Origin of the sequence: Arthrobacter globiformis (genome assembly GCF_046536215.2) — a bacterium.
GTDB lineage: Bacteria > Actinomycetota > Actinomycetes > Actinomycetales > Micrococcaceae > Arthrobacter > Arthrobacter globiformis_E.
Window position 1 is genome coordinate 1,607,769 of sequence record NZ_CM143421.1, and the last position, 25,640, is coordinate 1,633,408.

General features: G+C 66.6%; 27 protein-coding genes. 6 read left to right on the forward strand and 21 right to left on the reverse strand.

Annotated elements, in window-relative coordinates:
• Positions 1-80: 80 nt before the first annotated feature.
• The 10 genes from eno to R5O87_RS07225 all read right to left on the reverse strand — a co-directional run bounded on the left by eno (position 81) and on the right by R5O87_RS07225 (position 8,752).
• The gene (eno, locus tag R5O87_RS07180; RefSeq protein WP_331571480.1) at positions 81-1,361 is read right to left on the reverse strand and encodes a phosphopyruvate hydratase; all 1,281 of its coding nucleotides are present in this window, start codon (positions 1,359-1,361) and stop codon (positions 81-83) included.
• Positions 1,362-1,504: 143 nt separating this feature from the next.
• The gene (locus R5O87_RS07185) at positions 1,505-2,104 is read right to left on the reverse strand and encodes a MazG nucleotide pyrophosphohydrolase domain-containing protein (protein WP_410557955.1); all 600 of its coding nucleotides are present in this window, start codon (positions 2,102-2,104) and stop codon (positions 1,505-1,507) included.
• Between the two features lie 82 nt (positions 2,105-2,186).
• Positions 2,187-3,332, reverse strand: a complete 1,146-nt coding sequence (locus R5O87_RS07190; protein ID WP_410557944.1) for an adenosine deaminase — start codon at positions 3,330-3,332, stop codon at positions 2,187-2,189.
• A 96-nt stretch (positions 3,333-3,428) separates the two neighbouring features.
• On the reverse strand, positions 3,429-4,130 hold the full coding sequence (locus tag R5O87_RS07195) for a DedA family protein (RefSeq protein ID WP_410557945.1): 702 nt from the start codon (positions 4,128-4,130) through the stop codon (positions 3,429-3,431).
• Positions 4,131-4,232: 102 nt separating this feature from the next.
• Positions 4,233-4,850: a DedA family protein gene (locus R5O87_RS07200; protein WP_410557947.1), complete on the reverse strand. Its 618-nt coding sequence runs from the start codon at positions 4,848-4,850 to the stop codon at positions 4,233-4,235.
• 2 nt (positions 4,851-4,852) lie between these two features.
• Complete coding sequence (locus tag R5O87_RS07205) at positions 4,853-6,166, reverse strand: thymidine phosphorylase (RefSeq protein WP_410557948.1); 1,314 nt, start codon at positions 6,164-6,166, stop codon at positions 4,853-4,855.
• Entirely contained in the window at positions 6,163-6,513 is a 351-nt protein-coding gene (locus R5O87_RS07210; protein WP_462836436.1) for a cytidine deaminase, read from the reverse strand. The genes R5O87_RS07205 and R5O87_RS07210 overlap by 4 nt, the downstream gene beginning before the upstream one ends.
• Before the next feature lie 298 nt (positions 6,514-6,811).
• Positions 6,812-7,834 (reverse strand): NADP-dependent oxidoreductase, encoded by a 1,023-nt coding sequence (locus R5O87_RS07215; RefSeq protein ID WP_410557951.1) that lies wholly within the window; start codon positions 7,832-7,834, stop codon positions 6,812-6,814.
• Positions 7,831-8,262: an organic hydroperoxide resistance protein gene (locus R5O87_RS07220; protein ID WP_410557952.1), complete on the reverse strand. Its 432-nt coding sequence runs from the start codon at positions 8,260-8,262 to the stop codon at positions 7,831-7,833. The genes R5O87_RS07215 and R5O87_RS07220 overlap by 4 nt, the downstream gene beginning before the upstream one ends.
• Positions 8,263-8,317: 55 nt before the next feature.
• Positions 8,318-8,752, reverse strand: a complete 435-nt coding sequence (locus tag R5O87_RS07225; protein ID WP_410557956.1) for a MarR family winged helix-turn-helix transcriptional regulator — start codon at positions 8,750-8,752, stop codon at positions 8,318-8,320.
• A gap of 437 nt (positions 8,753-9,189) precedes the next feature.
• On the opposite strand from R5O87_RS07225, the gene R5O87_RS07230 reads away from it, so the two are divergent.
• Complete coding sequence (locus tag R5O87_RS07230) at positions 9,190-10,296, forward strand: IS110 family RNA-guided transposase (RefSeq protein ID WP_462836403.1); 1,107 nt, start codon at positions 9,190-9,192, stop codon at positions 10,294-10,296.
• A 353-nt stretch (positions 10,297-10,649) separates the two neighbouring features.
• Here R5O87_RS07230 and R5O87_RS07235 read toward each other — a convergent pair whose 3' ends face one another.
• Together R5O87_RS07235 and R5O87_RS07240 are read right to left on the reverse strand one after the other, a co-directional pair.
• Positions 10,650-11,849, reverse strand: coding sequence for an amidohydrolase (locus tag R5O87_RS07235; RefSeq protein ID WP_410558380.1), 1,200 nt, complete (start codon positions 11,847-11,849; stop codon positions 10,650-10,652).
• Between the two features lie 99 nt (positions 11,850-11,948).
• Positions 11,949-13,082 carry a mannose-1-phosphate guanylyltransferase gene (locus R5O87_RS07240; RefSeq protein WP_410558381.1) on the reverse strand — a complete coding sequence of 378 codons (1,134 nt, stop codon included), beginning with the start codon at positions 13,080-13,082 and terminating at the stop codon, positions 11,949-11,951.
• 302 nt (positions 13,083-13,384) lie between these two features.
• Here R5O87_RS07240 and sdhC point away from each other — a divergent pair, with 302 nt between their 5' ends.
• From sdhC to R5O87_RS07265, 5 genes are all read left to right on the forward strand, one after another.
• The gene (gene sdhC, locus R5O87_RS07245; protein ID WP_043417639.1) at positions 13,385-13,720 is read left to right on the forward strand and encodes a succinate dehydrogenase, cytochrome b556 subunit; all 336 of its coding nucleotides are present in this window, start codon (positions 13,385-13,387) and stop codon (positions 13,718-13,720) included.
• Positions 13,721-13,723: 3 nt separating this feature from the next.
• On the forward strand, positions 13,724-14,215 hold the full coding sequence (locus R5O87_RS07250; RefSeq protein ID WP_410558382.1) for a succinate dehydrogenase hydrophobic membrane anchor subunit: 492 nt from the start codon (positions 13,724-13,726) through the stop codon (positions 14,213-14,215).
• A 105-nt stretch (positions 14,216-14,320) separates the two neighbouring features.
• On the forward strand, positions 14,321-16,123 hold the full coding sequence (gene sdhA / locus R5O87_RS07255; RefSeq protein WP_410558383.1) for a succinate dehydrogenase flavoprotein subunit: 1,803 nt from the start codon (positions 14,321-14,323) through the stop codon (positions 16,121-16,123).
• Between the two features lies 1 nt (position 16,124).
• Positions 16,125-16,907 carry a succinate dehydrogenase iron-sulfur subunit gene (locus tag R5O87_RS07260; RefSeq protein ID WP_102970627.1) on the forward strand — a complete coding sequence of 261 codons (783 nt, stop codon included), beginning with the start codon at positions 16,125-16,127 and terminating at the stop codon, positions 16,905-16,907.
• A gap of 83 nt (positions 16,908-16,990) precedes the next feature.
• On the forward strand, positions 16,991-17,761 hold the full coding sequence (locus R5O87_RS07265) for an alpha/beta hydrolase family protein (protein WP_410558384.1): 771 nt from the start codon (positions 16,991-16,993) through the stop codon (positions 17,759-17,761).
• Here R5O87_RS07265 and R5O87_RS07270 read toward each other — a convergent pair.
• From R5O87_RS07270 to R5O87_RS07310, 9 genes are all read right to left on the reverse strand, one after another.
• A complete protein-coding gene (locus R5O87_RS07270) occupies positions 17,718-18,782 on the reverse strand; it encodes a YihY/virulence factor BrkB family protein (protein WP_410558420.1) in 1,065 nt (354 codons plus the stop codon). The genes R5O87_RS07265 and R5O87_RS07270 overlap by 44 nt on opposite strands.
• 37 nt (positions 18,783-18,819) lie before the next feature.
• Positions 18,820-19,428, reverse strand: a complete 609-nt coding sequence (locus tag R5O87_RS07275; protein WP_410558421.1) for a 2'-5' RNA ligase family protein — start codon at positions 19,426-19,428, stop codon at positions 18,820-18,822.
• A gap of 4 nt (positions 19,429-19,432) precedes the next feature.
• Positions 19,433-20,521: a tryptophan--tRNA ligase gene (gene trpS / locus R5O87_RS07280; protein WP_410558385.1), complete on the reverse strand. Its 1,089-nt coding sequence runs from the start codon at positions 20,519-20,521 to the stop codon at positions 19,433-19,435.
• A gap of 18 nt (positions 20,522-20,539) precedes the next feature.
• Positions 20,540-21,373, reverse strand: coding sequence for an exodeoxyribonuclease III (locus R5O87_RS07285; protein WP_410558386.1), 834 nt, complete (start codon positions 21,371-21,373; stop codon positions 20,540-20,542).
• A 10-nt stretch (positions 21,374-21,383) separates the two neighbouring features.
• A complete protein-coding gene (locus R5O87_RS07290) occupies positions 21,384-21,947 on the reverse strand; it encodes a hypothetical protein (RefSeq protein WP_410558388.1) in 564 nt (187 codons plus the stop codon).
• Positions 21,948-22,009: 62 nt separating this feature from the next.
• Entirely contained in the window at positions 22,010-22,843 is an 834-nt protein-coding gene (locus tag R5O87_RS07295; protein WP_410558389.1) for an ABC transporter permease, read from the reverse strand.
• Positions 22,840-23,658 carry an ABC transporter permease gene (locus tag R5O87_RS07300; RefSeq protein ID WP_410558422.1) on the reverse strand — a complete coding sequence of 273 codons (819 nt, stop codon included), beginning with the start codon at positions 23,656-23,658 and terminating at the stop codon, positions 22,840-22,842. The genes R5O87_RS07295 and R5O87_RS07300 overlap by 4 nt, the downstream gene beginning before the upstream one ends.
• 100 nt (positions 23,659-23,758) lie before the next feature.
• Positions 23,759-24,673, reverse strand: a complete 915-nt coding sequence (locus tag R5O87_RS07305; RefSeq protein WP_410558423.1) for an ABC transporter ATP-binding protein — start codon at positions 24,671-24,673, stop codon at positions 23,759-23,761.
• A gap of 349 nt (positions 24,674-25,022) precedes the next feature.
• Positions 25,023-25,334: an SHOCT domain-containing protein gene (locus R5O87_RS07310; RefSeq protein WP_410558391.1), complete on the reverse strand. Its 312-nt coding sequence runs from the start codon at positions 25,332-25,334 to the stop codon at positions 25,023-25,025.
• Between the last annotated feature and the right edge of the window lie 306 nt (positions 25,335-25,640).

The following is a 25,640-nucleotide window of genomic DNA, read 5'->3' on the forward strand; positions in this document are numbered from 1 at the left end:
CTGTAACGTGTGGCGCCAAAAACAAAACCGGTGGCTATGGTCTTTCCACCATAGCCACCGGTCAGCTGTTTGCTTGGCTACTAGGCCTTGAAACGCGGGAACGCGCTGCGGCCGGCGTAGCGTGCGGCGTCGTCGAGTTCCTCTTCGATGCGCAGCAGCTGGTTGTACTTGGCAACACGCTCGGAGCGGGCCGGAGCACCCGTCTTGATCTGCCCGGCATTGGTGGCAACCGCGATGTCGGCGATCGTGGTGTCTTCGGTTTCGCCGGAGCGGTGCGAGGTGATGGTGGTGTAACCGGAGCGCTGGGCCAGGGAAACGGCGTCCAGGGTTTCGGTCAGCGAACCGATCTGGTTGACCTTGACCAGCAGGGAGTTGGCCGTGGCGGCGTCGATGCCCTGCTGCAGGCGCTCGGGGTTGGTGACGAACAGGTCGTCGCCCACCAGCTGGACCTTGTCACCGATGGTGTCCGTGAGGATCTTCCAGCCTTCCCAGTCGTTCTCGTCCAGCGGGTCCTCGATGGAAACCAGCGGGTAGTCGGCAACGAGTTCGGCGTAATAGGCGCTCATCTCGGCGGCGCTCAGGGACTTGCCCTCGAACTGGTAGGCACCGTCCTTGAAGAACTCGGAGGAGGCAACGTCCAGGGCCAGCGCGATGTCGGTGCCCGGGGTGTAGCCGGCGTTCTGGATGGCTTCCTGGATCAGGTCCAGCGCCGCGCGGTTGGACGGCAGGTTCGGGGCGAAGCCGCCCTCGTCGCCGAGGCCGGTGGAGAGGCCCTTCTGCTGCAGCACGGACTTGAGGTTGTGGTAGACCTCAACGCCCCAGCGCAGGCCCTCGGAGAAGGTCTCGGCGCCGATCGGGGCGATCATGAATTCCTGGATGTCGACGTCGGAATCCGCGTGCGAGCCGCCGTTGAGGATATTCATCAGCGGAACGGGCAGGACGTGGGCGTTCGGGCCGCCCAGGTACTTGTACAGCGGCAGGTCAGCGGAGGCTGCTGCGGCGTTGGCGACTGCCAGGGAGACGCCGAGGATGGCGTTGGCGCCCAGCTTGCCCTTGTTGGCGGTGCCGTCCAGGTCGATCATGGCCTGGTCGATGCTGCGCTGGTCGGTGGCGTCAAAGCCGGTCAGGGCTGGTGCGATCTGGTCGATGACGGCGTCAACGGCCTTCTGGACACCCTTGCCGAGGTAGCGGCCCTTGTCGCCGTCGCGCAGTTCAACGGCCTCGTGCTCGCCGGTGGAGGCACCGGACGGAACGGCAGCGCGGCCGATCTGGCCGTCGGAGAGGAGAACTTCAACTTCGACGGTGGGGTTGCCACGGGAATCGAGGATCTCGCGGGCGTGGATGGCATCGATAAGCGCCATGGATGTGCTCCTTGTGGGCGATTTACTGGGGACTCTAGGGGAAAAAATCTCGACGTCCTCGTCAGGCACTAGCGTAGTCGAGAGTGGTGCACGTTACGGAAACCTATCCAGAACCCGGACGTCATGATCCGGGCGCGGATGTTTCAAAGGTGGCGGTTCTGGTAACGCCGGACGGCCCCGCGGAGGGCGCGTTCGGCGTCGAACCCCCTGTTCCGGGCAGAACGGACGACGGCGAGCAGCAGCTCGCCAAGTTCGGCTTCGGTCGTCATTTTTTCGGTGAGCCCGGTTTCGACGGACTCAGCCGGCGGGCCTGGCTCAACCGGCGGCAGCCCGGCCCGTTCCGCCCGGTCCAGGGTTTTCTGGGCCTGGGCCAGTGCGGGCAGGGCTACCGGGATGCCTTCGAAGGGCGTGCTCCGCTCCGGGCTTTCGGCCTTCTTCACGGCATCCCACTTGAGCACGATCTCCTCCACAGTGGCCGGAAAGGAGTCCTGCAGGGAACCGTCCGGACGGAACACGTGCGGGTTGCGGCGGATCATCTTCTGCGTGAGGCCGCGTGCGACGTCGCCGAAGCCGAACACGCCGCGTTCCTCGGCGAGCCGGGCGTGCAGCACCACCTGGAGCAGCACATCGCCCAGCTCGCCTTTCAGTTCAGCCTCGTCCGCGCCCGTCTCGATGGTTTCGGCCACTTCATAGGCCTCCTCCAGGAGGTACTCAACGAGCGATTCGTGGGTGAGGGCGCCCATCCAGGGGCAGTGCTCGCGGAGCGCAGCGATGACCGAGACCAGCTCCCCCACGGGGTCGGCGGGTTCAGCCGGCCCGGGGGTTTCAGCCAAGGTCGCCGTACGCGTCGTTGATGTACTCCACGAGGGCTTCCTTTTCCTCGAGGGGCAGGAAGGAGGCCTCGGCGGCGTTGAGCGTGAGCTCCAGCAGGTCGTCGAGGTCGTAGTCGAAGGTTTCCACCAGCAGCTCGAACTCGTCGGTGAGCGTCACGCCGCTCATGAGGCGGTTGTCCGTGTTGATGGTGACGTTGAAACCCAGCTGGTAGAGCATGTCCAGCGGGTGGCTTTCGATGCCCTCACCGAAGCCGGCGATGGCGCCGGTCTGCAGGTTGGAGGACGGGCAAATTTCCAGGGCGATGCCGCGGTCGCGGATCCAGCTGGACAGGTTGCCCAGGGTGACCAGGCCAATGTTGTCGTTGTCCTCGTCGTCGGCGTCGTCCTCATCGAACTCCACCATGATGTCCTCGGCGATCCGGACACCGTGGCCCAGGCGCAGCGCGCGGCCGTCAACGAGGGCGGACTGGATGCTGTCAAGCCCGGCGGCTTCGCCGGCGTGCACGGTGGCAGGGAAGTTGTTTTCGGCCAGGTAGGTGAAGGCGTCCCGGAAGCGCGAGGGCAGGAAGCCGTCTTCGGCGCCGGCAATGTCGAACCCGACGGCGCCCTTGTCACGGTGCCGGACGGCGAGTTCGGCGATCTCCTGGCCGCGGTCAGCGTGGCGCATGGCCGTGATCAGCTGGCCCACCTGGATCTCGCGGCCGGTCTCGGCCACAGCTTCCACGCCGGCTTCGAGGCCTTCCTGGACTGCCTCCACAACCTCGTCCAGCGTCAGTCCCTTCTGGAGGTGCTGCTCAGGTGCCCATCGCACCTCGCCGTACACCACGCCGTCGTCCGCCAGATCCTCAACGAACTCCTTGGCGACGCGGAACAGGCCTTCCTTGGTCTGCATCACGGCCACCGTGTGGTCGAACGTCTCGAGGTAGCGGACCAGCGAGCCGGAATCGGCGGATTCGCGAAACCATTCGCCCAGCGCGGTGGGGTCTGTGGACGGGAGGGTGTGCCCCACCGCCTCCGCCAGCTCAATGATGGTGGCCGGGCGCAGGCCGCCGTCCAGGTGGTCGTGAAGGGATACCTTGGGCAGGCTCTTCAGGTCGAAGTCAAGGGCAGGGGCGGCGTCAACGATTGGCTCAGTCACGTACCAACTCTAGGGTTGGACCGGCGGCAATGCCAACGCGCGCACTCCATGGTGACGGCGGCCTGAAGGGCCCCTGGCGTGCTGCCAGCCACCCCGCTAGGCCACGCGGCTGCTTTGTTCCGGGACACTACCCGTTTGCGGTGCGGGGCTCTCTTCCGGCGCGTTGCCCTGGTCCGGAGCGGCGGCGTCGTTGCGTCCCAGCCGCTTGTGCCACCAGCGGAGGGCGTGATCGATGATGATCCCCAGAATGATGGCGAACACGACGGCGATGCCGGCGCCCATCAGCGGGTTGTGGTGCAGCCACGGGAAGGAACTTGCCACGAGGCCGATGCCTATCGAGTAGCCCACCCACGTGAAGCAGGCGAAGGCATCCAGCAGGAAGAACCGGCGGTGCGGGTATCCGGTGGTGCCGGCGACATAGTTCACTGCCACGCGCCCCCACGGGATGTAGCGCGCCGTGAAGATCAGCACAGCGCCGCGCTTCTCCAGTTCGTACCGCGCCCAGCCGAAGACCTTCTGCACCTTGGGCCGGCGCATCCACTTCCAGCGCTCCAGGCCGATCTTCCGGCCCAGCATGTAGGCCATGTTGTCTCCGGCCATGGCGCCGGTGAGGGCGGTCAGGCCGAGGATCCAGAGGTTCGGCTCACCACTGTGCCGGGAGAAGGCCGAGAGCGCAACGATAAGCGTCTCGCTGGGCACCACCATCGCGAACCCGTCGACGAAGAAGAACATGAGCAAAACGGGGTAAATCCACCACTGACCCGCTGCATGGAGCACGGCCTCATTAATAAACTCCACGCGGGTGTTGCTCCTCGGCAATATAACAAGACAGGAAGTGACGCAAATCGCTCTTTAGTGTCGCACGGCCGGAGGATAGTCCGCTACGCCTTGAATGGAAAGTCAACTTTCTTCGAGCGGATCCTGAATGCGGCCCCGGAGCCTGTTGATGCCTAGGTCCACCAGGATCCCCAGCACAATGGCGCAAACAATGGCGATTACGGCCCCCAGCAGGTGGTTCTGCTCGAACCACTGGCCGAAGAACAGCCCGATGGCCACGGAATACGAGGCCCAGAGGGTGGCAGAAAGCACAGTCAGCCCGATGAAGCGCGCGTGCGAATAATGCGTCGCTCCCGCGGTCAGGTTGACGGCCACCCTGCCGATGGGGACGAACCGCGCCACAAGGATCAGCGACGCCGGCCGCTTGCGCAGTTCGCGCCCCGCCCACCGGAACGCCCGCTGCATCCGCGGCCCGCGCATCCAGCCCCAGCGCTGCGTGCCCACACCGCGGCCGATGAGATAGGCGGCGTTGTCGCCGGTGAAGGCGCCCAGCCCCGCCACGGCCGCAAGCAGCCACGGGTTGGGGACGTCCGCCGTCGCGGCGACGGCGGCCAGCCCCACCACCACCGACTCGCTGGGGATGGGCGGGAAGAAACCGTCGATGACGCAGCAGGCGAGGACGATGAACAGGACCCACGGCTGGCCGGCGGCAGCCAGGATGAAGTCATTGATGGCCTGCACGGTCAGGCGATGCGGTCGATGATGAGCTGCTGGGCAGGCTTGGAACCTTCCGGCGCAATGGTGACGGCGTGGTCCAGCGCCTCCTTGGCCCGGGCAAACTTCTCCGGCGTGTCCGTCAGCAGGGTCATGAGCGGCTCACCGGCACGCACGGCGGCGCCCGGCTTGGCGTGCAGGCGGACGCCGGCGGCTGCCTGCACCGTGTCTTCCTTCCGCGCCCGGCCGGCGCCGAGGCGCCAGGCCGCCACACCCACGGCGAACGCGTCGAGCTCCACGAGGACTCCGTCCGCGGGCGCGTAAATGGTTTCCGATTCCTTGGCCACCGGCAGCTTGGCCCGCGGGTCGCCGCCCTGCGCCGCGATCATCCGGTTCCAGACGTCCATCGCCCTGCCGTCCTTGAGCGCGGCCGCCGGATCGGCGTCGGACACACCCGCGCACTGCAGCATCTCCTCCGCGAGCCTCACCGTCAGTTCGACGACGTCTTCCGGGCCGCCGCCGGCGAGTACCTCAACGGATTCCGCCACCTCGATGGCGTTGCCCGCAGTGAGCCCGAGCGGGGTGCCCATGTTGGTCAGCAGGGCCACGGTTTCCACGCCGGCGTCCTTGCCGAGGGCCACCATGGTCTCGGCCAGCTCGCGGGCGCCGGCCTCGTCCTTCATGAACGCCCCGCTGCCCACCTTGACGTCCAGCACCAGCGAACCCGTGCCCTCGGCGATCTTCTTGCTCATGATCGACGACGCCAGCAGCGGGATCGACTCGACGGTGCCCGTGACGTCGCGGAGCGCGTAGAGCTTCCGGTCCGCCGGGGCGAGCCCCGCACCGGCGGCGCAGATCACCGCGCCCACCTCCTGGAGCTGCGCCAGCATTTCGTCGTTGCCCAGGGAGGCCCGCCAGCCCGGAATGGATTCGAGCTTATCCAGCGTGCCGCCGGTGTAGCCCAGCCCCCGCCCGGACAGCTGCGGCACCGCCACGCCGAAGGCCGCGACCAGGGGTGCCAGCGGCAGGGTGATCTTGTCCCCCACCCCGCCCGTGGAGTGCTTGTCGGTGGTGACCTTCACGCCGCCGTCGGGCCGCCGGAGGCCGGAGAAGTCCATCCGCTCCCCCGAGGCGATCATCGCTGCGGTCCACTGCGAGATCTCGGCACGGTCCATGCCGTTGAGCAGGATGGCCATGTTCAGGGCGGCCATCTGCTCCTCGGCGACGACGCCACGGGTATACGCGTCGATGATCCAGGCAATCTGCTCCGGGCTCAGCGCGTGCTTGTCGCGCTTGGCCCTGATGATCTCGACGGCGTCGAACGCCTGATTCTTCTGGGTCACCGGGTTCCCTCCAGGTCTTCGGGGCCAAATGCGTCGGGCAGCACCTGGTCCATGGTCTTGATCCCCAGCGCGGTCATGAGCTCCATGCCGGGCGCCCGAAACTCGTACAGCAGCTGCCGGCAGCGTCCGCAGGGCATCAGCACGTTGCCGGCCCCGTCCACGCAGTAGAAGGCGCGGAGCAGGCCGCCGCCGGTCATCTGCAGGTTTCCCACGAGGACGCACTCGGCGCACAGCGTCAGGCCGTAGCTGGCGTTCTCGACGTTGCAGCCGCTGACGATCCTGCCGTCCGCGGTGAAGGCGGCGGCTCCCACCGGAAAGTTCGAGTAGGGCGCGTAGGCGTTCTTCATGGCCTCGAGCGCGGCGGCTTCCAGGGCCGTCCAGTCAATGATGGCGCCCGCTTCGTTGGCGTCGTTCTGCACGGCCGTCACCCCTTGGCGTACGGGATGCCGCTGGCCGGCACCCGGGTGCGTCGAAGCGCACTTCTGTGCCCACTTTAGTGTCCTGCCCCGCGTCCAAGTAACACGGTCCGGTTAACACGCCCAGCGCGAACGTACACTTGAGGCCCCTGGGAACCGTTTCCCAGGGGCCTCAAGTGTACGTTCGCGCTCGGTGCTGAAGACTCTCAGCGGCGGACTGTTGTTCGGGCTAGAGGCGGACGAGCATCTTTCCGGTGTTGCCGCCGTCGAGCATGTCCATGAAGGCCCTTGGCGCGTTCTCCAGCCCGTCGACCACCGTCTCGTCGTACCGGACGGTGCCGTCGGCCAGCCAGCCGGCCATCCGACCGGCGAACTCGGCGGCGTGCTGCCGCTGGCCGCCCACCAGGAACCCGCGCAGCGTGAGCTGCTTGCCGATCGCCACGGCCAAATTGCGCGGCGCGGCGGGCGGTTCGGTCGAGTTGTACTGGGCGATGGCGCCGCACATGGCCACGCGGCCGCCGACGTTCAGGACGGACAGCGCCGCTTCGAGATGGTCACCGCCGACGTTGTCGAAGTACACGTCGATGCCGTTGCTGCCCGCGGCGGCCTTCAGCTGGTCCAGGACCGGCGCGTCACGGTAGTTGAACGCCGCGTCGAAGCCCAGGTCCAGCAGCCGGGCAACCTTCTCCGGCGTGCCCGCGCTGCCAATCACCTTCGAGGCTCCCATCGCCTTCGCGATCTGCCCCACGAGCGAGCCCACCGCGCCGGCGGCGCCCGAGACGAATACCGCGTCCCCGGGCTTGAACTCGGCGACCTTCAGCAGGCCGGCGTACGCGGTGAGTCCGGTCATGCCCAGGGCACCCAGGAACGCCGAGGCCGGGGCGAGTTCCGTGTCTACGGGCGTGGTCCGCTCAGCGTCCACCACCGCATGCTCCCGCCAGCCGAGCTGATGGACGACGACGTCCCCCACCTTGCGCTGATCGGACCGGGACGCGATCACCTCACCCACCGCACCGCCGTCGAGCGCCTTGTCCAGCGCAAACGGCGCTGAATAGGACTTGGCATCGTTCATGCGGCCGCGCATGTAGGGGTCCACCGAGATGAACAGGTTCCGGACCAGCACCTGGCCCTCGTTGAGGGCCGGGACTGCCGCCTCGGCGAGCCGGAAGTTTTCCGGAACCGGCCTGCCTTGCGGCCGGGAGGCCAGCTGGATCTCGCGGGTGGTCACCGGCAACGCTGCCCCGGCGCTCACGCTGCGAACTCCACGAGCGTCAGGGCGACGTCCATGTTGCCGCGCGTCACGTTGGAGTACGGGCAGATGGTGTGTGCCTTGGCCATGAGTGCCTCGGCGGTGCTGCGGTCCAGTGCGGGGAGGGCGATTTCCAGCTCGGCGGCGAGGCCGTAGCCGGCGCGGTCCTCGAGGGCGCCGAAGTGGATCTTGGCGGCGACGGCGGAGTCCGTGAGGTCCGCTTTGGTCTGCCGGCCCACCACGCGGAGGGCGGAGTGGAAGCACGCAGCGTAGCCGGCGGCGAAGAGCTGTTCGGGGTTGGTGCCCTGGCCGCTGCCTCCCAGCTCCACCGGGCTGGCGAGGTTGACGTCGAGTTTGCCGTCGTTGGTCCGCGCGGAACCGTCGCGGCCTTCGCCGGACGCGAGAGCCTCGGCGGTGTAGAGGGTCTTCAATGGATGTCCTTCCGGTTGGGAGGTGTGGGGTGCGTTTGTGGTCTTTGACGCCGGGTCAGAGCGAACTGTGCAGGGCCGCGGTGAGCTTGCCGAGGGTTTCGCGGAGCTGATCGAGTTCGGCGGGACTCAGGCCAGCCGCCGCAGCGAGGTGCTGCGGCACGCCGGAGGCCTTGCTGCTCAGGGCCTTGCCGGCGTCGGTCAGGTGCACGGCAACCCGGCGCTCGTCCTCGGCGGAGCGCCGCCGCTCGACGAGGCCCAGCGCCTCGAGCCGCTTCAGGAGGGGTGAGAGGGTGCCGGAGTCGAGCCCAAGCTCCTCCCCCAGTTCCCGGACGCCGCGCGGCTCGTTTTCCCAGAGCACCAGCATGACGAGGTACTGCGGGTACGTCAGGCCGAGCTCGTCCAGGAGCGGACGGTAAACGGCGGTGGCAGCCCGCGACGCGGAGTAGAGGGCAAAGCACACCTGGCGGTCAAGGCGGGGAGCATCGGGCATGACCTTAACAGTAATGGGCAATTCAATTGTGCACAACTTACCTATGCAAACGAGAGCGCGAACGGACACTTGAGGCCCTAAAGAGCCCTCATGTGGGGGCCACAAGTGTACGTTCGCGCTGGAAGCCGGGGCTTAGACGATATGAAGTGGAGCGGCCCCGCTTGCGGGGTCCGGGGCGCGGCCCAGTATCGCCGGTACGGTCGTGCAGCGCCAGCTTGTCGTGGTTCGGTTGCCGGATGCGAGGAAGTGGCGCTGCCCGGCCTGCACGCGGCGGTGATGTCCTTTATCCCGGACGGCCAGGCTCTGACGCCCGGGCGGGGGCCGGGGCCTTCTGTTTCACAGGGTCCGTGGGTTGCCATTAGCGGTACCCGTGGCCTGCGAGGGTCTTTCGGGGGTGCAATGGTAGTGCCACATGTGAGGTTTGGGAGGTCCCGGCTATGTTTGAGCATACTTTCATTGGTCTGGATGTTCACGCGGTTAATGTGGCGGGCCATGCGCTGAACCCGGGCACCGGAGAAATCAGCGCTCACACCATGGCTGCCGACCCGGCCATGGTGCTGGAGTGGGTCCGCCGGTTCGAGCCGCCCGTCAAGGTCGCTTACGAGTCCGGCCCGACAGGGTTCGTTCTGGCCCGGTACCTCCAAGCTGCAGGCATCAATTGCGTGGTCGCGGCGTCTTCGAAGCTGCTGCGCGCCCCTGGGGACCGAGTGAAGACCGACCGTCGCGACGCCCGGGTACTTGCCGAGATGCTTGCAGTCGGTTCAGTGGTCCAGGTGCACATCCCGGACCCTGACGAGGAGGCGTTGCGGGATCTGGCCCGGCTGCGCTCCGGCGCTGCGAAGGACCTAGCCCACGCCCGCCAGCACGTGAACGCCATCCTGCTGCGCCACGGCATCCGCTACCCCAACGACAGCAGATGGACCAAGGAACACCGGTTGTGGCTGCACCGTCAGCGCTTTGACGAACCGGCGCTGCAGTTTACGTACGACGCCGACGTGGAGCAGGCCGAGCTGCTCGCCGCGCATCTGGCACGCATCGACAAACAGATCACCGCCACGGCAGGGCTCTGCCGGTACTCCCGCGTGATCGACGCCCTGATGTGCCTGCGGGGCATCCAGATGACGACCGCCTTCGGGCTGGCTGTAGAGATCGGGGACTGGACCCGCTTCACCGGCTCGTCCATCGGCGCCTATCTCGGGCTGGTTCCCAGTGAAAGCTCCTCCGGCCAGTCCCGGCATCAGGGCCCGATCACCAAGGCCGGGAACACATACGCCCGTAAACTACTCATCGAGGCCGCGTGGGTCCACCGGCGCCCCTACGCACGGCCTGGGGAACGGCTGCTTCGCCAGCTCGATGTGGTCGGCCCGGCGACCCGCATCCGCGCTCTCGAAGGGAACCACCGGCTCCACCACAAGTGGGAACACTTCGATGAACGCCACAAAATGTCGGTGAAGGCCAACATCGCAATTGCCCGTGAGCTCGCCGGCTGGTGCTGGTCATTGGCCGCCCCACTCCAGCAAGGAGAACGGATGAACGTAGCCTGACCTGCCGGCCGAGACGTGGTGGAAGTGGCGTGGCAGGCACGCGGAGCTAACTCGGGACACGCCTATGAGCAGACGGAACACCGGCGACGCTCGATCTTAGACACCGATACGCCTCCAGCCGAACAATCGTCATGCGGTAACCAACCCGCGAATGTCAGTCTGACAATGCCTGTCGAACAATGACCCGCCATAGTCACCCGAGGCTACGACCCGCCCGGCAAAAAGTGAGCGGCTCCCAGGAAAGAAAAATCCCAGGAACCGCTCACGTATGCCTATTGACAACCCGATCTACATATCAGGTGTCCGTTCGCGCTCAGGTGGGGTGTGCCGGGCCGTGCCTAGCCGGGGCGGGTCTAGAGGTCGCGGATGGTGCGGAGGGCGGCGGCGGTGAGGACCTGGATGCCGTAGCCGAGGGCCCGCTCGTCCAGGATGTAGTCGCCGCGGTGCAGGTCGTATTCCTCGCCGCCGGGGGTCTTGGTGCCGAGGCGCATCATGGCCCCGGGCAGCTCGGCCAGGAACCAGGCGAAGTCCTCCCCGCCCATGGACTGTGGCGTCAGCACCACCGAACTCTCGCCGATCTCGGCACGGGCAGCGGCCTCGATCAGCGCCGTCTCATGTTCGGAGTTGACCACCGGAGGAACGCCGCGGGTGTGCTCCAGCCGCACGTCAACTCCGTAGGGAGCGGCCACCTGGTGCACCACTTCGTCCAGCAGCTCGCCGGCGCTGTGCCAGGCATCGCGGTCCAGGCAGCGCATGGTGCCGGCCATGTACCCGGTGCCCGGAATGGCGTTGGGCGCGGACCCGGCGGAGATGTGTCCCCACACCACCGAGACGCCGCTGCGGACATCCACCCGGCGGGAAAGGACGGCCGGCACGTTCACGGCAATCTGCGCCAGCGCGAAAACAAGCTCCTCGGTGAGGTGCGGGCGGGAGGTGTGACCGCCGCGGCCGGAGAGTTCGATCCGAATGGTGTCCGACGCCGAGGTGATGGCGCCGATGCGGGTGCCGATCTTGCCCACTTCGATGCGCGGGTCGCAGTGCAGCGCCAGGATGCGGGGCACGCCTTCCAGGACGCCCTGCTCGATGCAGGAGTGCGCGCCGCCGGGCATGGTTTCCTCGGCGGGCTGGAAGATGATGCGCACCGTCCCGCCCAGCGGGGATTCCTGGTGCATCCGGTGCAGCACCAGGGCGATGCCCAGCATGGTGGTGGTGTGGACGTCGTGGCCGCAGGCATGGGTGACGCCGTGGTTCTTTGAGGCGAACGGGAGTCCCGTTTCCTCGATGATCGGCAGGGCATCGATGTCACCGCGGAGCGCGGTGGCGATCGGCCCCTCACCGATGTCGACGGTCAGGCCCGTGCCCTCGAGCCGGCGGGGCTCGAGGCCGGCAGCCTCGAGCCGCTCGGCCAGCTTGTCCGTGGTCCGAAATTCCCTGAAGGACAGTTCGGGGTGCGCATGCAGGTCACGGCGAAAATCGATCAGTTCCGGCAGCAGGGGCTCGAGCCACGGCCCCACCAGGGCGGTGGGCTCAGCTTCAGTAGTGTAATTGCGCACACCTCAACTGTAGCGAGGCCGGAAAGATTAGCGGCATCGCCTTCTCCGCGTTACGTGTTGGCCGTCTCCGGTTTACGTGTGGCTGGAAGGCGGTGCCCGCTAGAGGACGTCGGTGTCGCCGCTGGCCTTCAGCGCGTCCACGGCCTGCTTCACCCGCTGCGAGTGCTGCTTGGTGGTCACCAGCAGTGCATCCGGGGTGTCCACGATGACGACGTCCTTGATCCCGATCAGCGCGATGACGCGCTTGGTGTCCGAGACCACCACGCCGCTGGCGTTTTCGGTGAAGACGCGTGCGCCCTCGCCGAGGACGGTCACCTCGTCCACTTCCTTGGCGCTGTTCAGCCGGCCCACGGAGGCGAAGTCACCGACGTCGTCCCAGCGGAAGGAGCCGGGCACGACTGCGACGTCCCCGGCTGCCGCTGCGGGCTCGGCGACTGCGTAGTCAATGGCGATCTTGGGCAGGGTGGGCCAGATCCGGGCGGTGACTTCGTCACGCTGCGGGGTGTCCCATGCCTGGGCGATTTCCTGCAGGCCGGTGAACAGCTCGGGCTGGTTGGCTTCCAGGTGCTTGAGCATGAGGGACACGGGCGCCACGAACATGCCCGCGTTCCAGACATAGTCGCCGCTGTCCACATACTGCTGGGCAACGTCCTCGTCCGGCTTCTCCACGAACTCCACCACAGCCTGGGCGTTGGGGGCTCCCGGAATGCGCAGGGAATCCCCGGACCGGATGTAGCCGAACCCGGTGGAGGGGTGCGTCGGCTTGATGCCGATGGTCACGATCTTGCCGGCGGCGGCGGTGTGGATGGCCTCGCGGACGGTGTCCTGGAAGAGCCCGTCGGGGCTGATCACGTGGTCCGCGGCGAAGGACCCCATGATGACGTCGGGATCGCGCTGGTGCAGGATGGCTGCGGCCAGGCCGATGGCGGCGCCGGAATCCTTGGGCTCGCTCTCGAGCACGAGGTCGCCGTCCTCAACCTCGGGAAGCTGGCTGCACACGGCATTGCGGTGCGCCACGCCGGTGACCACGAGGACGCGGTTTCCGGCCAGCGGTTCGAGGCGGTCGTAGGTGGCACGCAGGAGCGTGCTGCCGGAACCGGTCAGGTCGTGAAGGAACTTGGGAGCTGCTGCACGTGACAGAGGCCAGAGGCGGGTCCCCACACCGCCCGCAGGAATCACAGCGATAAAACGGCTGAGAGGTGAATCCTGGCTTGTCACTTTGTCGTTACTCATCAGGCCCTACTTTAGCCGACGCACCTCAAGGCGGCCTTTCACGGCCGGGCAGCATCCGGATACAGTGGCAACAGATGTGGTCTTGGTCTCAAAATAGCCGAAAATCCGTACAGTAGCTGGCGGGCAAGGAACGCCTGAATTGAATAAGCTGTGAGCGAAGCCTAGATTTAGGCCTGAGCTACGAGTGCTCTCGCAGTAGGCGTTCCCCCCGCGTGGATCCCACGCCAGCGCCGCTGTGTCGCAGGGAGGTTTATTCAGTGCCGACGAAACCAGCTGGCACCTTGTACCGCGGCCGTGAAGGCATGTGGTCTTGGGTTGGACACCGCATTACTGGTGTAGTGATCTTTTTCTTCTTGTTGGTCCATGTGCTGGACACCTCGCTGGTGAGGGTGTCGCCTGAGGCCTACACCGCAGTAATCGGTGCCTACAAGAACCCGCTGATGGCCCTGGGTGAAACGGGCCTCGTCGCAGCGATCGTGTTCCACGCCTTCAACGGCCTGCGGATCATCGCCGTCGACTTCTGGAAGAAGGGCGCCAAGTACCAGCGCCAGATGCTGTGGGTGGTGCTGGGCCTGTGGGTCGTCACCATGGTCGCCTTCGCCATCCGCCACCTGTCCCTCGCGCTCGGAGGTCACTAAGCCATGTCTGCAACTGAGATCCAGTCCCCGCGCAGCGGTCAGATCGGCGGCAAGCCCGAGTCCGGCAGGATCGCCCCGAAGTACCGCCGCAACGGCAACTCGCGCGGCAACTTCGAAATGCTCGCCTGGCTGTTCATGCGCCTCTCCGGTGTGGTCCTGGTTGTGCTGATCTTCGGCCACCTCATCGTGAACCTCCTGGTGGGCGAAGGCATCCACGCCATCGACTTCGGCTTCGTTGCCGGCAAGTGGGCAGATCCGTTCTGGCAGTTCTGGGACCTGGCCATGCTGTGGCTCGCCATGCTGCACGGCACCAACGGCGTCCGCACCATCATCAACGACTACGCCGAGAAGGACTCCACCCGCTTCTGGCTCAAGATGGTCCTCTACGCAGCCTCCGCCGTCATCATCATCCTCGGCACCCTGGTGATCTTCACCTTCAACCCGTGCCCCGTAGTGGACGGTGTCCAGCTGCCCGGCGGCTTCTGCCCCGCGTAGCATCCCGTGGCGGCCCGCCATCCATTGGCGGGCCGCAATTTTGTGCGGAGACGGCTTCGACCGCCCGCTGTTTTATTGCGAATTTTGAGAGAAAGAGCGTCTGGTATGCAGGTCCATAAGTACGACGTCGTCATCGTCGGTGCCGGTGGCGCCGGGATGCGCGCCGCGATCGAGTCCGGTCAGCGTGCGCGAACAGCAGTACTGACCAAGCTGTACCCCACCCGCTCCCACACGGGTGCGGCGCAGGGCGGCATGTGTGCAGCCCTGGCCAATGTCGAGGAAGACAACTGGGAATGGCACACCTTCGACACCATTAAGGGCGGCGACTACCTGGTTGACCAGGACGCCGCCGAGGTCATGGCCAAAGAGGCCATCGACGCGGTGCTGGACCTCGAGAAGATGGGCCTGCCGTTCAACCGCACGCCCGAGGGCCGCATCGACCAGCGCCGCTTCGGCGGCCACACCCGCGACCACGGCAAGGCTCCGGTGCGCCGCGCGTGTTACGCCGCCGACCGCACGGGCCACATGATCCTCCAGACCCTGTACCAAAACTGCGTCAAGCACAACGTTGAGTTCTACAACGAGTACTACGTCCTGGACCTCCTGACCGTCGAGGAAGACGCCGTGCGCGAGGACGGCACGCCGTTCAAGCAGAAGCGCGTTGCCGGCGTCGTGTCCTACGACCTCGCCTCCGGCGAGCTGCACGTCTTCCAGGCCAAGTCCGTGGTGTTCGCCTCCGGCGGCGCCGGCAAGGTCTTCAAGACCACCTCGAACGCCCACACCCTGACCGGTGACGGCATGGGCATCGCGTTCCGCCGCGGCATCCCCCTGGAGGACATGGAGTTCTTCCAGTTCCACCCGACCGGCCTCGCCGGCCTGGGCATCCTGCTGTCCGAAGCCGCCCGCGGTGAAGGCGCCATCCTGCGTAACTCCGAGGGTGAACGCTTCATGGAGCGCTACGCCCCCACCATTAAGGACCTCGCCCCGCGTGACATCGTGGCCCGCTCCATGGCCAACGAAGTCCGCGAAGGCCGCGGCTGCGGACCGAACAAGGACTACGTGCTCCTTGACCTGACGCACCTTGAGCCGGCCCACATCGACGCCAAGCTGCCGGACATCACCGAGTTCGCCCGCACCTACCTCGGCGTGGAGCCCTACACGGAGCCGGTCCCCGTCTTCCCGACGGCGCACTACGCCATGGGCGGCATCCCGACCAACATCGCCACCGAGGTCCTGCAGGACAACGACACCGTGGTTCCGGGCCTGTTCGCCGCCGGCGAGGTGGCCTGCGTTTCAGTGCACGGCTCCAACCGCCTGGGCACCAACTCCCTGCTGGACATCAACGTGTTCGGCAAGCGCGCCGGCATTGCCGCCGCCGAGTACGCCAAGACGGCTGACTTCGTGGAGCTCCCGGAGAACCCGGAAGACTTCACCATCAGCCTGCTGGATGTGGCCCGCAACGCGAACGGCACCGAGAAGGTCTCCGCGATCCGCAAGGAACTGCAGGACACCATGGACGCCAACATGCAGGTGTTCCGTACGGCTGACACGCTCAACCAGGTCCTGAAGGACATCGAGTCCTTCGAGGAGCGGTACACCCGCATCAACGTCCAGGACAAGGGCAAGCGCTTCAACCTTGACCTGCTCGAGGCCGTTGAGCTCGGGTTCCTGCTGGAACTGGCCCGGGTCATGACGGTTGCTGCCCTGCACCGCGAGGAATCCCGCGGCGGCCACTTCCGCGAGGACTTCCCGGACCGCGACGACGAAAAATTCATGAAGCACTCCATGGCGTACAAAGAAGACCACGCACCGGCCGACGGTTCCGCGGAGGAGGCAATCGCCGGTGTCCGGCTTGCCACCAAGCCGGTTGTCTTTACGCGCTACGAGCCGATGGTGAGGAAGTACTAATATGTCCGCTGAACTTGCTGAGCCAGCCTCCAAGATCGAACTTCCCGCCGGTGTTGGCGGCGGCGGGGAAATCCCGACGTTCGACATCACGCTGCGCGTCCGCCGCTACGACCCCGAGGTTTCCGCCGAAGCCCGCTGGGACGACTACAAGCTGACGATGTACGGCACGGACCGCGTGCTGGACGCCCTGCACAAGATCAAGTGGGAAATTGACGGCAGCGTCTCCTTCCGCCGCTCCTGCGCCCACGGCGTCTGCGGCTCCGATGCCATGCGCATCAACGGCCGCAACCGCCTCGCGTGCAAGACCCTGCTGAAGGACCTCGACACGTCCAAGCCCATCACGGTCGAGCCCATCAAGGGCCTGCCGGTGGAGAAGGACCTGATCGTGGACATGGAGCCGTTCTTCCAGTCCTTCCGCGAGGTCATGCCGTTCCTCATCAACAAGGGCCACGAGCCCACCAAGGAACGCCTGCAGTCCGCCGAGGACCGTGAGCGCTTCGACGACACCACCAAGTGCATCCTCTGCGCCGCGTGCACGTCCTCGTGCCCGGTGTTCTGGACCGACGGCCAGTACTTCGGCCCGGCAGCGATCGTGAACGCCCACCGGTTCATCTTCGACTCCCGTGACGACGCCGGCGACATGCGCCTGGAGATCCTCAACGACAAGGAAGGCGTGTGGCGCTGCCGCACCACCTTCAACTGCTCGGAGGCATGCCCCCGCGGCATCCAGGTCACCCAGGCCATCGCAGAGGTCAAGCAGGCCATCCTGGCCCGCAAGATCTAAGGATTCAACGCGGACGACGGCGTCGCTCACCACGTGCGGAAACGTACGGTGAGCGGCGCCGCCGTCGTTTTAAGGAGGAACAGATGCACCACTCCGAAAAAGTCTCGTTCGAAGGCACCACCGGCGAACTGCTCTCCGGCATCCTCGACGTGCCGGACGGGCCGGTCAAGGGCTGGGGCGTCTTCTCCCACGGCTTCACGCTGGGCAAGGACAGCCCCGCGGCGTCCCGGATCTGCAAGGCTCTGGCGGACAACGGCATCGGCATGCTCCGCTTCGACAACGTGGGCCTCGGCGGCTCCGCCGGGCAGTGGTCCGCGGGGTCCTTCAGCCACAAGGTGGCGGACACCGTCCGGGCGGCGGAGTTCATGCGGGCCGAGGGCCGCGCCATCTCACTGCTGGTGGGGCATTCCTTCGGCGGCGCCGCCGTCCTCGCTGCCGCATCCGAGATCCCGGAGCTGGATGCCGTTGCCACCGTTGGGGCACCCTTCTCCCCCAAGCACGTCGCCCACGTCTTCGACGCGGCCCTGGACAAGATCCTCAGCGAGGGCAGCGCCGAGGTGGACCTGGGCGGCAAGCGGGTGGAGATCCGCCGGCACTTCGTGGAGGACCTGGAGAACGCCGACCTCACGGACTGCATCCGGCGGCTGCACAAACCCCTGATGGTGCTGCACTCCCCCACGGACAACACCGTGGGCATCGAGAACGCCAGCACGATCTTCCAGACCGCCCGCCACCCGCGGAACTTTGTCTCGCTGGAGGGCAGCGACCACCTGCTCACCGGCAAGGGGCAGGCCGCGCGGGCCGCGAAGATTATCGCGGCGTGGGCCGACCAGTACCTCGACGCCGGACACTGACGCCCACGGGGCGCGGGTGCTCGGCCGGGTGGTGCCGCTCCACCGGCGTCTTTCCGGGCTGCACCTGCCGTGACCCCCAGCCCGTGGTTTTCGCCGCCGGAGCGGCCTTCACGTCCTCCTCGCGGATGGCCGACCAGGCCGCGGAAACGAGATAGACCTGGCTGACCAGGTTGAACCAGATCAGCAGCCCGATGATGATGGCGAAGGGCGCCAGGATGGGGTTGCGCCCGGCGCCGGCCAGCAGTTCGGTGCTGAACACCTGAAGGACCGTGGTCCCCACGCCCGCAAGGATGGTCCCTTCCAGCAGCGCCTGCCTGGAAAGTTTGAGGCCGCCGGCCAGACGGAACATGATGAGCGCCGTGATCCAGTTCAGGACCAGCGGCACCGCGATCTTGATCAGTGCCGCCACCGGCCCGGCCACTGCGGGGTCCAGGCGGAGCTGCTCCATCGCCCAGCCCGCCGCGGTGCCGAACACCAGGGACGCACCCGAGCTGATGACCAGGGCGACGCCGAGCAGCAGCAGCGTTCCGGCGTCGTGCAGTTTCATGACCACGGGATTGAGCTTCAGCGGCCCCAGCATCATCACGCCGCGGAGGCCCTCGCGGAGGCCGGCGATCCAGCCCAGGGAAGTGATGACGGTGACGACGGCGGCGATGACTGCCGTCCAGCCCAGGCCGTCGGGGTTGAGGAGGTCCTTGGGATCCACCAGCCCGTCGCCGCCGTCGACCTTCAGCAGGCCCGGGGCGCTTTCGGCCACGCTGGCAACGATCCGGTCCAGGAGTGCGGGCTGGCCGCGGAGCGCCAGGCCAGCGATGGAGAAGCCTGTGGTCAGCAGGCCGGTGATGGAGAAGAACATGTTGAAACCGGTGCCCGCGCTCATCAGCGGGCCGTGCTGCCGCGTGTAGTGCTGCCACGCCCGCATGGGCCGGAAGGCGTTCAGCCTGGCCTGCAGCCATTGGACCAGCGCCATGAGCTGGGGAAACGTCCCCTGGCCGGACCTGCGGGCCTTGCCCCATTCCACCTGCTTGCGGATGACCTCAAGCTTGAGCCGCGCACGCTCAGTGGGGAGCGGTGGCTCCGTCGGCGTTTGTTGCTCGGAGGGCGTCCCGTTCGTCGTCTGGTTCGGTACCAAAGTCAAGCTCTTCCCGTAGCTGCCATATACCGTCGGTGTCGTGCTCGTAGAGTCCCATGCTAACCACCGGGAAGGTTGCCCTGTAGTCCTTCAGCACCGTTTCGGCCTCATCGAGGCTTTCCGGCGCGACGTCGTGGGCGATGGTCACATGCGGGTGGTAGGCAAAGGGCAGCTCGCGTTCGAGCGGTCCGGTCTGGAGCTTTTCGTGCAGGTCGACGCATTGCTGGAAGCCGTCCTCCACGTTGATGAACACTACCGGCGAGACGGGCCGGAAGGACCCCGTTCCGCAGATGGTCACCATGAACGGGGCCTGTGTCCGGGCCACCTCGCGCACGTGGTCCCGGGCAGCATCCCAGTCATGTGTGGGCGTGGTGGTGACGAGGGTGATGTGCGCCGGAATGACGGTGGCCATGGGGTCCCCGAAAGAAGCCCGCCACCGCTGCAGTTCCTCGGCGATGTCAGGGGGGAAGCCCAGAATGACCCCGAGGCTCATTCCGTCGCTGACTCCGCTGTTGGCGGGCTTGGGGGCCGGCATCTCGCTAGCGGGCTCCGGCATACGGCAGGAAGCCAGTCTTGGCATAGACATCCTGGAGCGTGGCGGACGCGATCGCGCGGGCCTTGTCGGCGCCGTGGGCCAGCAGCCGGTCCAGCTCCGCCGGGTCCGCCAGCAGCTCGTTGGCGCGTTCGCGGATCGGCGTCAGCCGCTCGGTCACCACTTCGGCAAGGTCCACCTTAAGGTGGCCGTACATCTTGCCCTGGTATTCGCCCACGAGGGCGTCCACGGACTTACCGGTGATGGCCGAGTAAATGGTGAGCAGGTTGGACACGCCGGGCTTGGCCTCCCGGTCGAAGCGGATCTCCGTCTCCGTGTCCGTGACCGCCGACTTGATCCGCTTGGCCGTGACCTTGGGCTCGTCGAGCAGGTTGATCAGGCCCGCCGGGGATTCCGCGGACTTGGACATCTTGGCCGTGGGGTGCTGCAGGTCGTAGATCTTCGCCGATTCCTTCTGGATGAAGGGCTTGGGCACCGTGAAGGTCTCGCCGAAGCGGGAGTTGAAGCGGGCAGCGAGGTCGCGGCTGAGCTCGACGTGCTGGCGCTGGTCCTCGCCGACGGGGACGCCGTGCGGCTGGTAGAGCAGGATGTCCGCGGCCTGCAGGATGGGGTAGGTGAACAGGCCCACGCTGGCGTGCTCGGAGCCCTGCTTGTGGGACTTGTCCTTGAACTGCGTCATGCGGGACGCTTCGCCGAAGCCCGTGATGCAGTTCAGCACCCAGGCCAGCTGGGCGTGTTCGGGCACCTGGGACTGGACGAACAGCGTGCATTTGTCCACATCCACGCCGCCGGCGATGTACTGCGCCGCGGTCACCCGCGTGCGGCGGGCCAGCTCGGCCGGGTCCTGCGGGACGGTGATGGCGTGCAGGTCGGGGATGAAGAAGACGGCGTCGTACTCGTCCTGCATCCGTACCCAGTTCACGAGGGCGCCGAGGTAGTTGCCAAGGTGCAGCGAGTCGGCGGAGGGCTGCATGCCGGACAGGATGCGGTGCCGGATGCCGGCAGCCGGCTGGGTTCCGTTGGCTGCTTCGGGCTGCACAGCTGCGGCGTCGGTCACGGTGGAAGTGGAGGTCATTCGTCGGGGCCTTTGGAACTAGAGCCGGTAGTCCACTACCAGCGGGGCATGGTCAGAGAAGCGGGTGTCCCACGAGGGTGCCCGGTCCACGACGGCCTGCACTGCTGCGGCCGCGAGGTCGGGGGTGGCCAGGTGGTAGTCGATGCGCCAGCCGGTGTCGTTGTCGAAGGCCTGGCCGCGCTGTGACCACCAGGTGTAGGGGCCGTTGACGTTACCCGCCAGGCCCCTGTGAACATCCTTCCAGCCGATCTCCTCACCGAAGAAGCGGTCAAAGTAGGCGCGCTCCTCGGGCAGGAAGCCGGCACGCTTGACGTTGCCCTTCCAGTTCTTGATGTCCAGCTCGGTGTGGCCGACGTTCAGGTCACCGGTGACCAGGGCGTGGTCGCTGTGCTTGGTGAGCTCGGGCAGGCGGGTGCTCATGACATCCAGGAAGCGGTACTTGTCGTCCTGTTTGGGGGTGCCGGCCTCGCCGGAGTGCACGTAGGCGCTCACGACCGTAAGTTGCGAGGCGTTGCCTGCGGCGTCGCGGACGCGGAAGTCCGCCTCCACCCAGCGGCCGGCGGTGGCGAAGTAGTCGTCCCCGATGTGGTCACGGGTGACGAGGGGCTCCTCGCGGGAGGCGATGGCCACGCCGGCGCGGCCCTTGGCCTCGGCTTCGGCGTGCAGGATGTACCAGCCTTCGCCGATGAGCTGGCGGACGATGGCGTCAGGTGCACGCACTTCCTGCAGGGTCAGGATGTCCACTTCGCGGGTCGCGAGCCACTCCGACATGCCTTTTTTGTAGGCAGCACGGAGGCCGTTGACGTTGACTGTTGCGATGCGAAGGTGGTCCTTCTTCAATGCCGAGCTCACCCGTTCCACTCTAGTCGATGATGGTTCCGGTCACGGGCTCGCCGGAGCCGCCGGATGACTTGATCATGTCACGGGCGTTGGTGGCGGTGATCTCGATGGTCTCGAGGGCACGGCGGATTGTGTCCTGGTCCGCGGCTGCGCCCTTGGCCCGTTCCTGCTCCACCACACGCACCTGAACCTGCACGATTTTGAAGGAGTGGTCCAGCTTCATGTCGCGGAGTTCCTCCGCCTCGCTGCGTTCGCGGACAAGGCGGGTTCCGCCGTGGTCGGCCGAAGCGGCCGAGGGCGCACGGCCGGTGGCGGCGTTGAACGCGTTGTGCGCCTCGTTGATCTTGGCGCCGGCCTTCTTGGCCGCCCGCTGGATGCTGAAAACCACGAAGGAGGCAAGCGCCAGCCAGAACAGCGCGATGACAGCAACAACCCAGCCGACGACGTCGTTCTGGTTGGCGGCGAAGATCACGGCCACCAGGAAGGCGGTGACCAGGACCAGCAGGCCCGGACCGCTGATGCGGAACATGGAGAATCCGCCCCGGCCCGGGGTGGATGACGACTTGGAGCTGCCCAGAGATTGCATGAAGCTATTCTCTCAAATCCCCGGAGCGCCCCAGGACGCTTCCACCGGCGGCGAACACCTGCCTACTTCAGGAACAGGCTCCGCAGCCTTCCGGTGGTGAGCATGAGGCCCAGCACGATCATCACCAGGTAGTAGCCCACGTGGATGGCTGTGGCCGGGGTAAAGGAGGCCGCGCTGATCTGCCGCAGCAGTTCCACCCCGTGCCACAGCGGCATGGCCTGGATCAGCCACTGGATGTACCCGGGGTAGACGCTCAGCGGATAGAACGTGGCGCTGAAGAGGAACATCGGCAGCATGATGAAGTTCACCCAGTCCATCTGCTGGAAGGTCTTCATGAAGCTGGTGATGCCCATGCCGAAGCTGGCGAACCCGAACGCGATCAGCACGGAGGCCGGAATCATCAGCAGCGCCCACGGGGTGGTGATCAGGCCCATCACCGCCATGACCGCCGTGAATCCGGTGGCATACAGCAGGCCGCGCAGCAGGGCAAGGAAGATCTCGCCGATGGCCACGTCCAGCGGTCCGAGCGAGGTGTACAGCATTCCCTGGTAGAGCTTGGCGAAGTTCATCTTGAAGAAGACGTTCCAGGTGGAGTCGTACACCGCCCCGTTCATGGCCGAAACCGCCAGGAGCGCCGGTGCGATGTACGCGGCGTAGCTGATTTCCTGGCCGCCCGGCCCGGCGACGGAACCCACCACGGCGCCCATCCCGACGCCCATGGAAATCAGGAACAGCACCGGCTCAAAGAACCCGGACAGCATGACCAGCCAGTTGCTGCTCTTGGTGGCCATCAGCCCGCGCCCGATCACCGCGCGGGCGTTGCGTGAGTACAGCGGGCCGAAGCGCCGGTTCCGGGCGTCGTCCGTGACGGCGTGGCCTTGGGTCAGGACTGTCACTGCCCCATCCTCCTTGCGAATTGGCGCTTGGTGAGGACCCAGCCGAACCACGCCAGGGCCAGCAGGAACACGACGTGGATGATGGTCAGCACCGGGGATTCCTCGTAGCCGAAGGTCATCACCCGGCCCAGCTCGGTGCCGTGCCAGATGGGCGAAATCCAGCCGACCCAGCGGACCAGCACCGGCAGCGTGTCCAGCGGGAAGAACGTGCCGGAGAACAGGAACAGCGGCATGACGATAAACCGCATCACCATGGCGAACTGGCCCTTGTCTTCCTTGATGTGCGCCGCGTACGCCATGAGCGGCAGCCCGAATGAAAGCCCGGCCAGGGTTGCCACCAGCACGGAGCCCCAGCCCCAGCCGCTCGGTGATGCCCCGAACATGGCCACGATGACGAAGTAGATGACGGACTGCAGCAGGAACCGCAGGGTCACCGCGATGATCTGACCGGCCGCGATCTGCTCCGGGGTCAGCGGGGAGGCGTGCGGACCGTAGTAGACGCGGCGCCATTTGAAGCCGTCCATCACCGGGAACGTGAATTCGTTGGCTGCCGTCATGACCGCGGCGGAGACGAGCAGCGCCGGCGCGATGAAGGCGATGTAGCTGACCCCGCCGAACGCGGTGGCGCTGCTGGTATCCACCAGCGTGGCCAGGCCGACTCCCATCGCAAACAGGTACGCCGCCGGCTGGCCCACGCTGTACAGGAAGATGGACCAGCCGTAGCCCTTCATGACGCGCAGGACCTGCTCGGCGTAGTAGAAGGCGCCCCAGCGCCGCGCCCTGGCGGCCGACACCTCCGGCGGGTGGGCACGCAGGGTGCGTCCCGCCGTCGGGCCCTCCGGTGAATTCCCGACGGCGGCGGGCCCGGCGGCTGCCCCGGCGGCGCGCCCGCCGGCCGGCACAGCAGGCGACGGCTCAGTCAACGAGGCTCCTGCCGGTGAGCCGGAGGAACACGTCCTCCAGCGATGACCTCCGCACCAGCGACGTCAGTGGCCGCAGCCCGCGCGCGGAGACTTCCTCCAGCGCCGCCTCGCCGTCGTGCGTGTAAATGAGCACGCGGTCCGGGAGCGTTTCCAGGCGTTCGCCGATGCCCTCGAGCTCGGCACCGATGCTGGCGTTGCGCTCGGAGCCGAACCGCAGCTCCAGGACTTCGCGGGTGGAGTAGTCCCGGATGAGCGAGGCCGGCGAGCCCTCTGCCATGATCCGGCCCTTGTCCACCACGATCAGCCGGTCGCACAGCTGCTCGGCCTCGTCCATGTAGTGCGTGGTGAGGATCAGGGTGACGCCCTGCTCCTTCAGCCGGAACAGCCGGTCCCAGAGGATGTGCCGTGCCTGCGGGTCCAGGCCCGTGGTGGGCTCGTCCAGCAGCAGGATGCGGGGCTCGTTGATGAGTGAGCGGGCGATGGTGAGGCGGCGCTTCATGCCGCCGGACAGGGCGTCCACCTTGGACTTGGCCTTGTCCGTCAGCTGGGCGAACTCGAGCAGCTCGTCCGCCTTGGGTTTGAGGTAGCTCATGGGCAGTCCGAAGTAGCGGCCGTAGACCAGCAGGTTGTCGCGGACCTTGAGTTCCTCGTCCAGGTTGTCCTGCTGCGGCACCACACCCAGGTGTGCGCGCACCTCGGGACCGTTCTGCTCGGGGTCCAGGCCCATGATGGTCAGGTTCCCGGAGGTCCGCTGGGACACCCCGCCGATCATCTTCATGGTGGTGGACTTCCCCGCACCGTTGGGCCCGAGCAGCCCGAACGACTCCCCCGCCGGAACGCTGAAGGAAATGCCGTCGACGGCGGTCACATCGCCGTAGGTCTTGGTCAGGTTCTCGGCGGTGATCACGTACCGCGGCGCGGCGGGCCCGGCGTCTTGGGCGGCCCCTGTCTCGTTATCGGGCCCTTCGTCTTTGTGGGGCACGGGCTTCTTGGACGTTCCTTCGGCGGAATGGAGTTCGGGCACCCCATTACGCTAGTACGCGGTGTTGGCCAAAGGAATAGCTAAATCTCAAAAAACCCGGAACAGCAACGCGGGGTCAGATATCGCCCATTGCGGCGGCATTATTGGGCGATATCTGACCCTGCCGCCCGCCCCCTTGCCTCGCAAGCTCGGCCAGGGAACCCGGCGGGCGTGGGCCCCCGTTGCGGTTGACGTTACCGGCGGTTGCCCCCGCGCGCCCCCGTGGCGGTTGGCGTTACCGGCGGTTGCCCCCGCGCGCGTCGCTGCGGAGGACCTCCAGCCGCTGGCGGTATTCGGTCTCGTCGATTTCGCCGCGTGCGTAACGCTCACGCAGGACGCTTTCGCCGCCGCGGGCGGTGGCCCACTCGTGGTTCCGCCGCCACGTGCGCCGGAACAAAAAGATGAACAGTCCGATCACCAGGATCCAGAACAGCGGGAACAGCAGGAACCATGGCGAGAATCCGCCGGCCCACGGGCCGTGGGCGACGGGATCGGCCAGCAGCTGCGCGGACTGGACCGCGAACGTGGTGGCTAGGGATGAAGTCATGTCATGCTCCCAAAATCTCGGTAAGGGCCGGCTTTCGGCTCTGGTTCGAGTCTGGCCGTCCGACGCCAGCGGGTCGTCCGACGCCGGGAGTCACCTTTAGTGCCCCGCGTACTCCACCGGGAGTCCCGGGCCTGCTGCGCCCAACCAACGGACCCTCTCTCACTTCCTGCCGGTTTCAACCCGACCCTCTCTCACTCCCTGCCGGTTTCAACCCGACCCTCTCTCACTTCCTACCGGTTTCAAGCGCACCCTCTCTCACTCCTTGCCGGCCCGAGCACCTCGTTCGCCTGTACCTAGTGATAGATG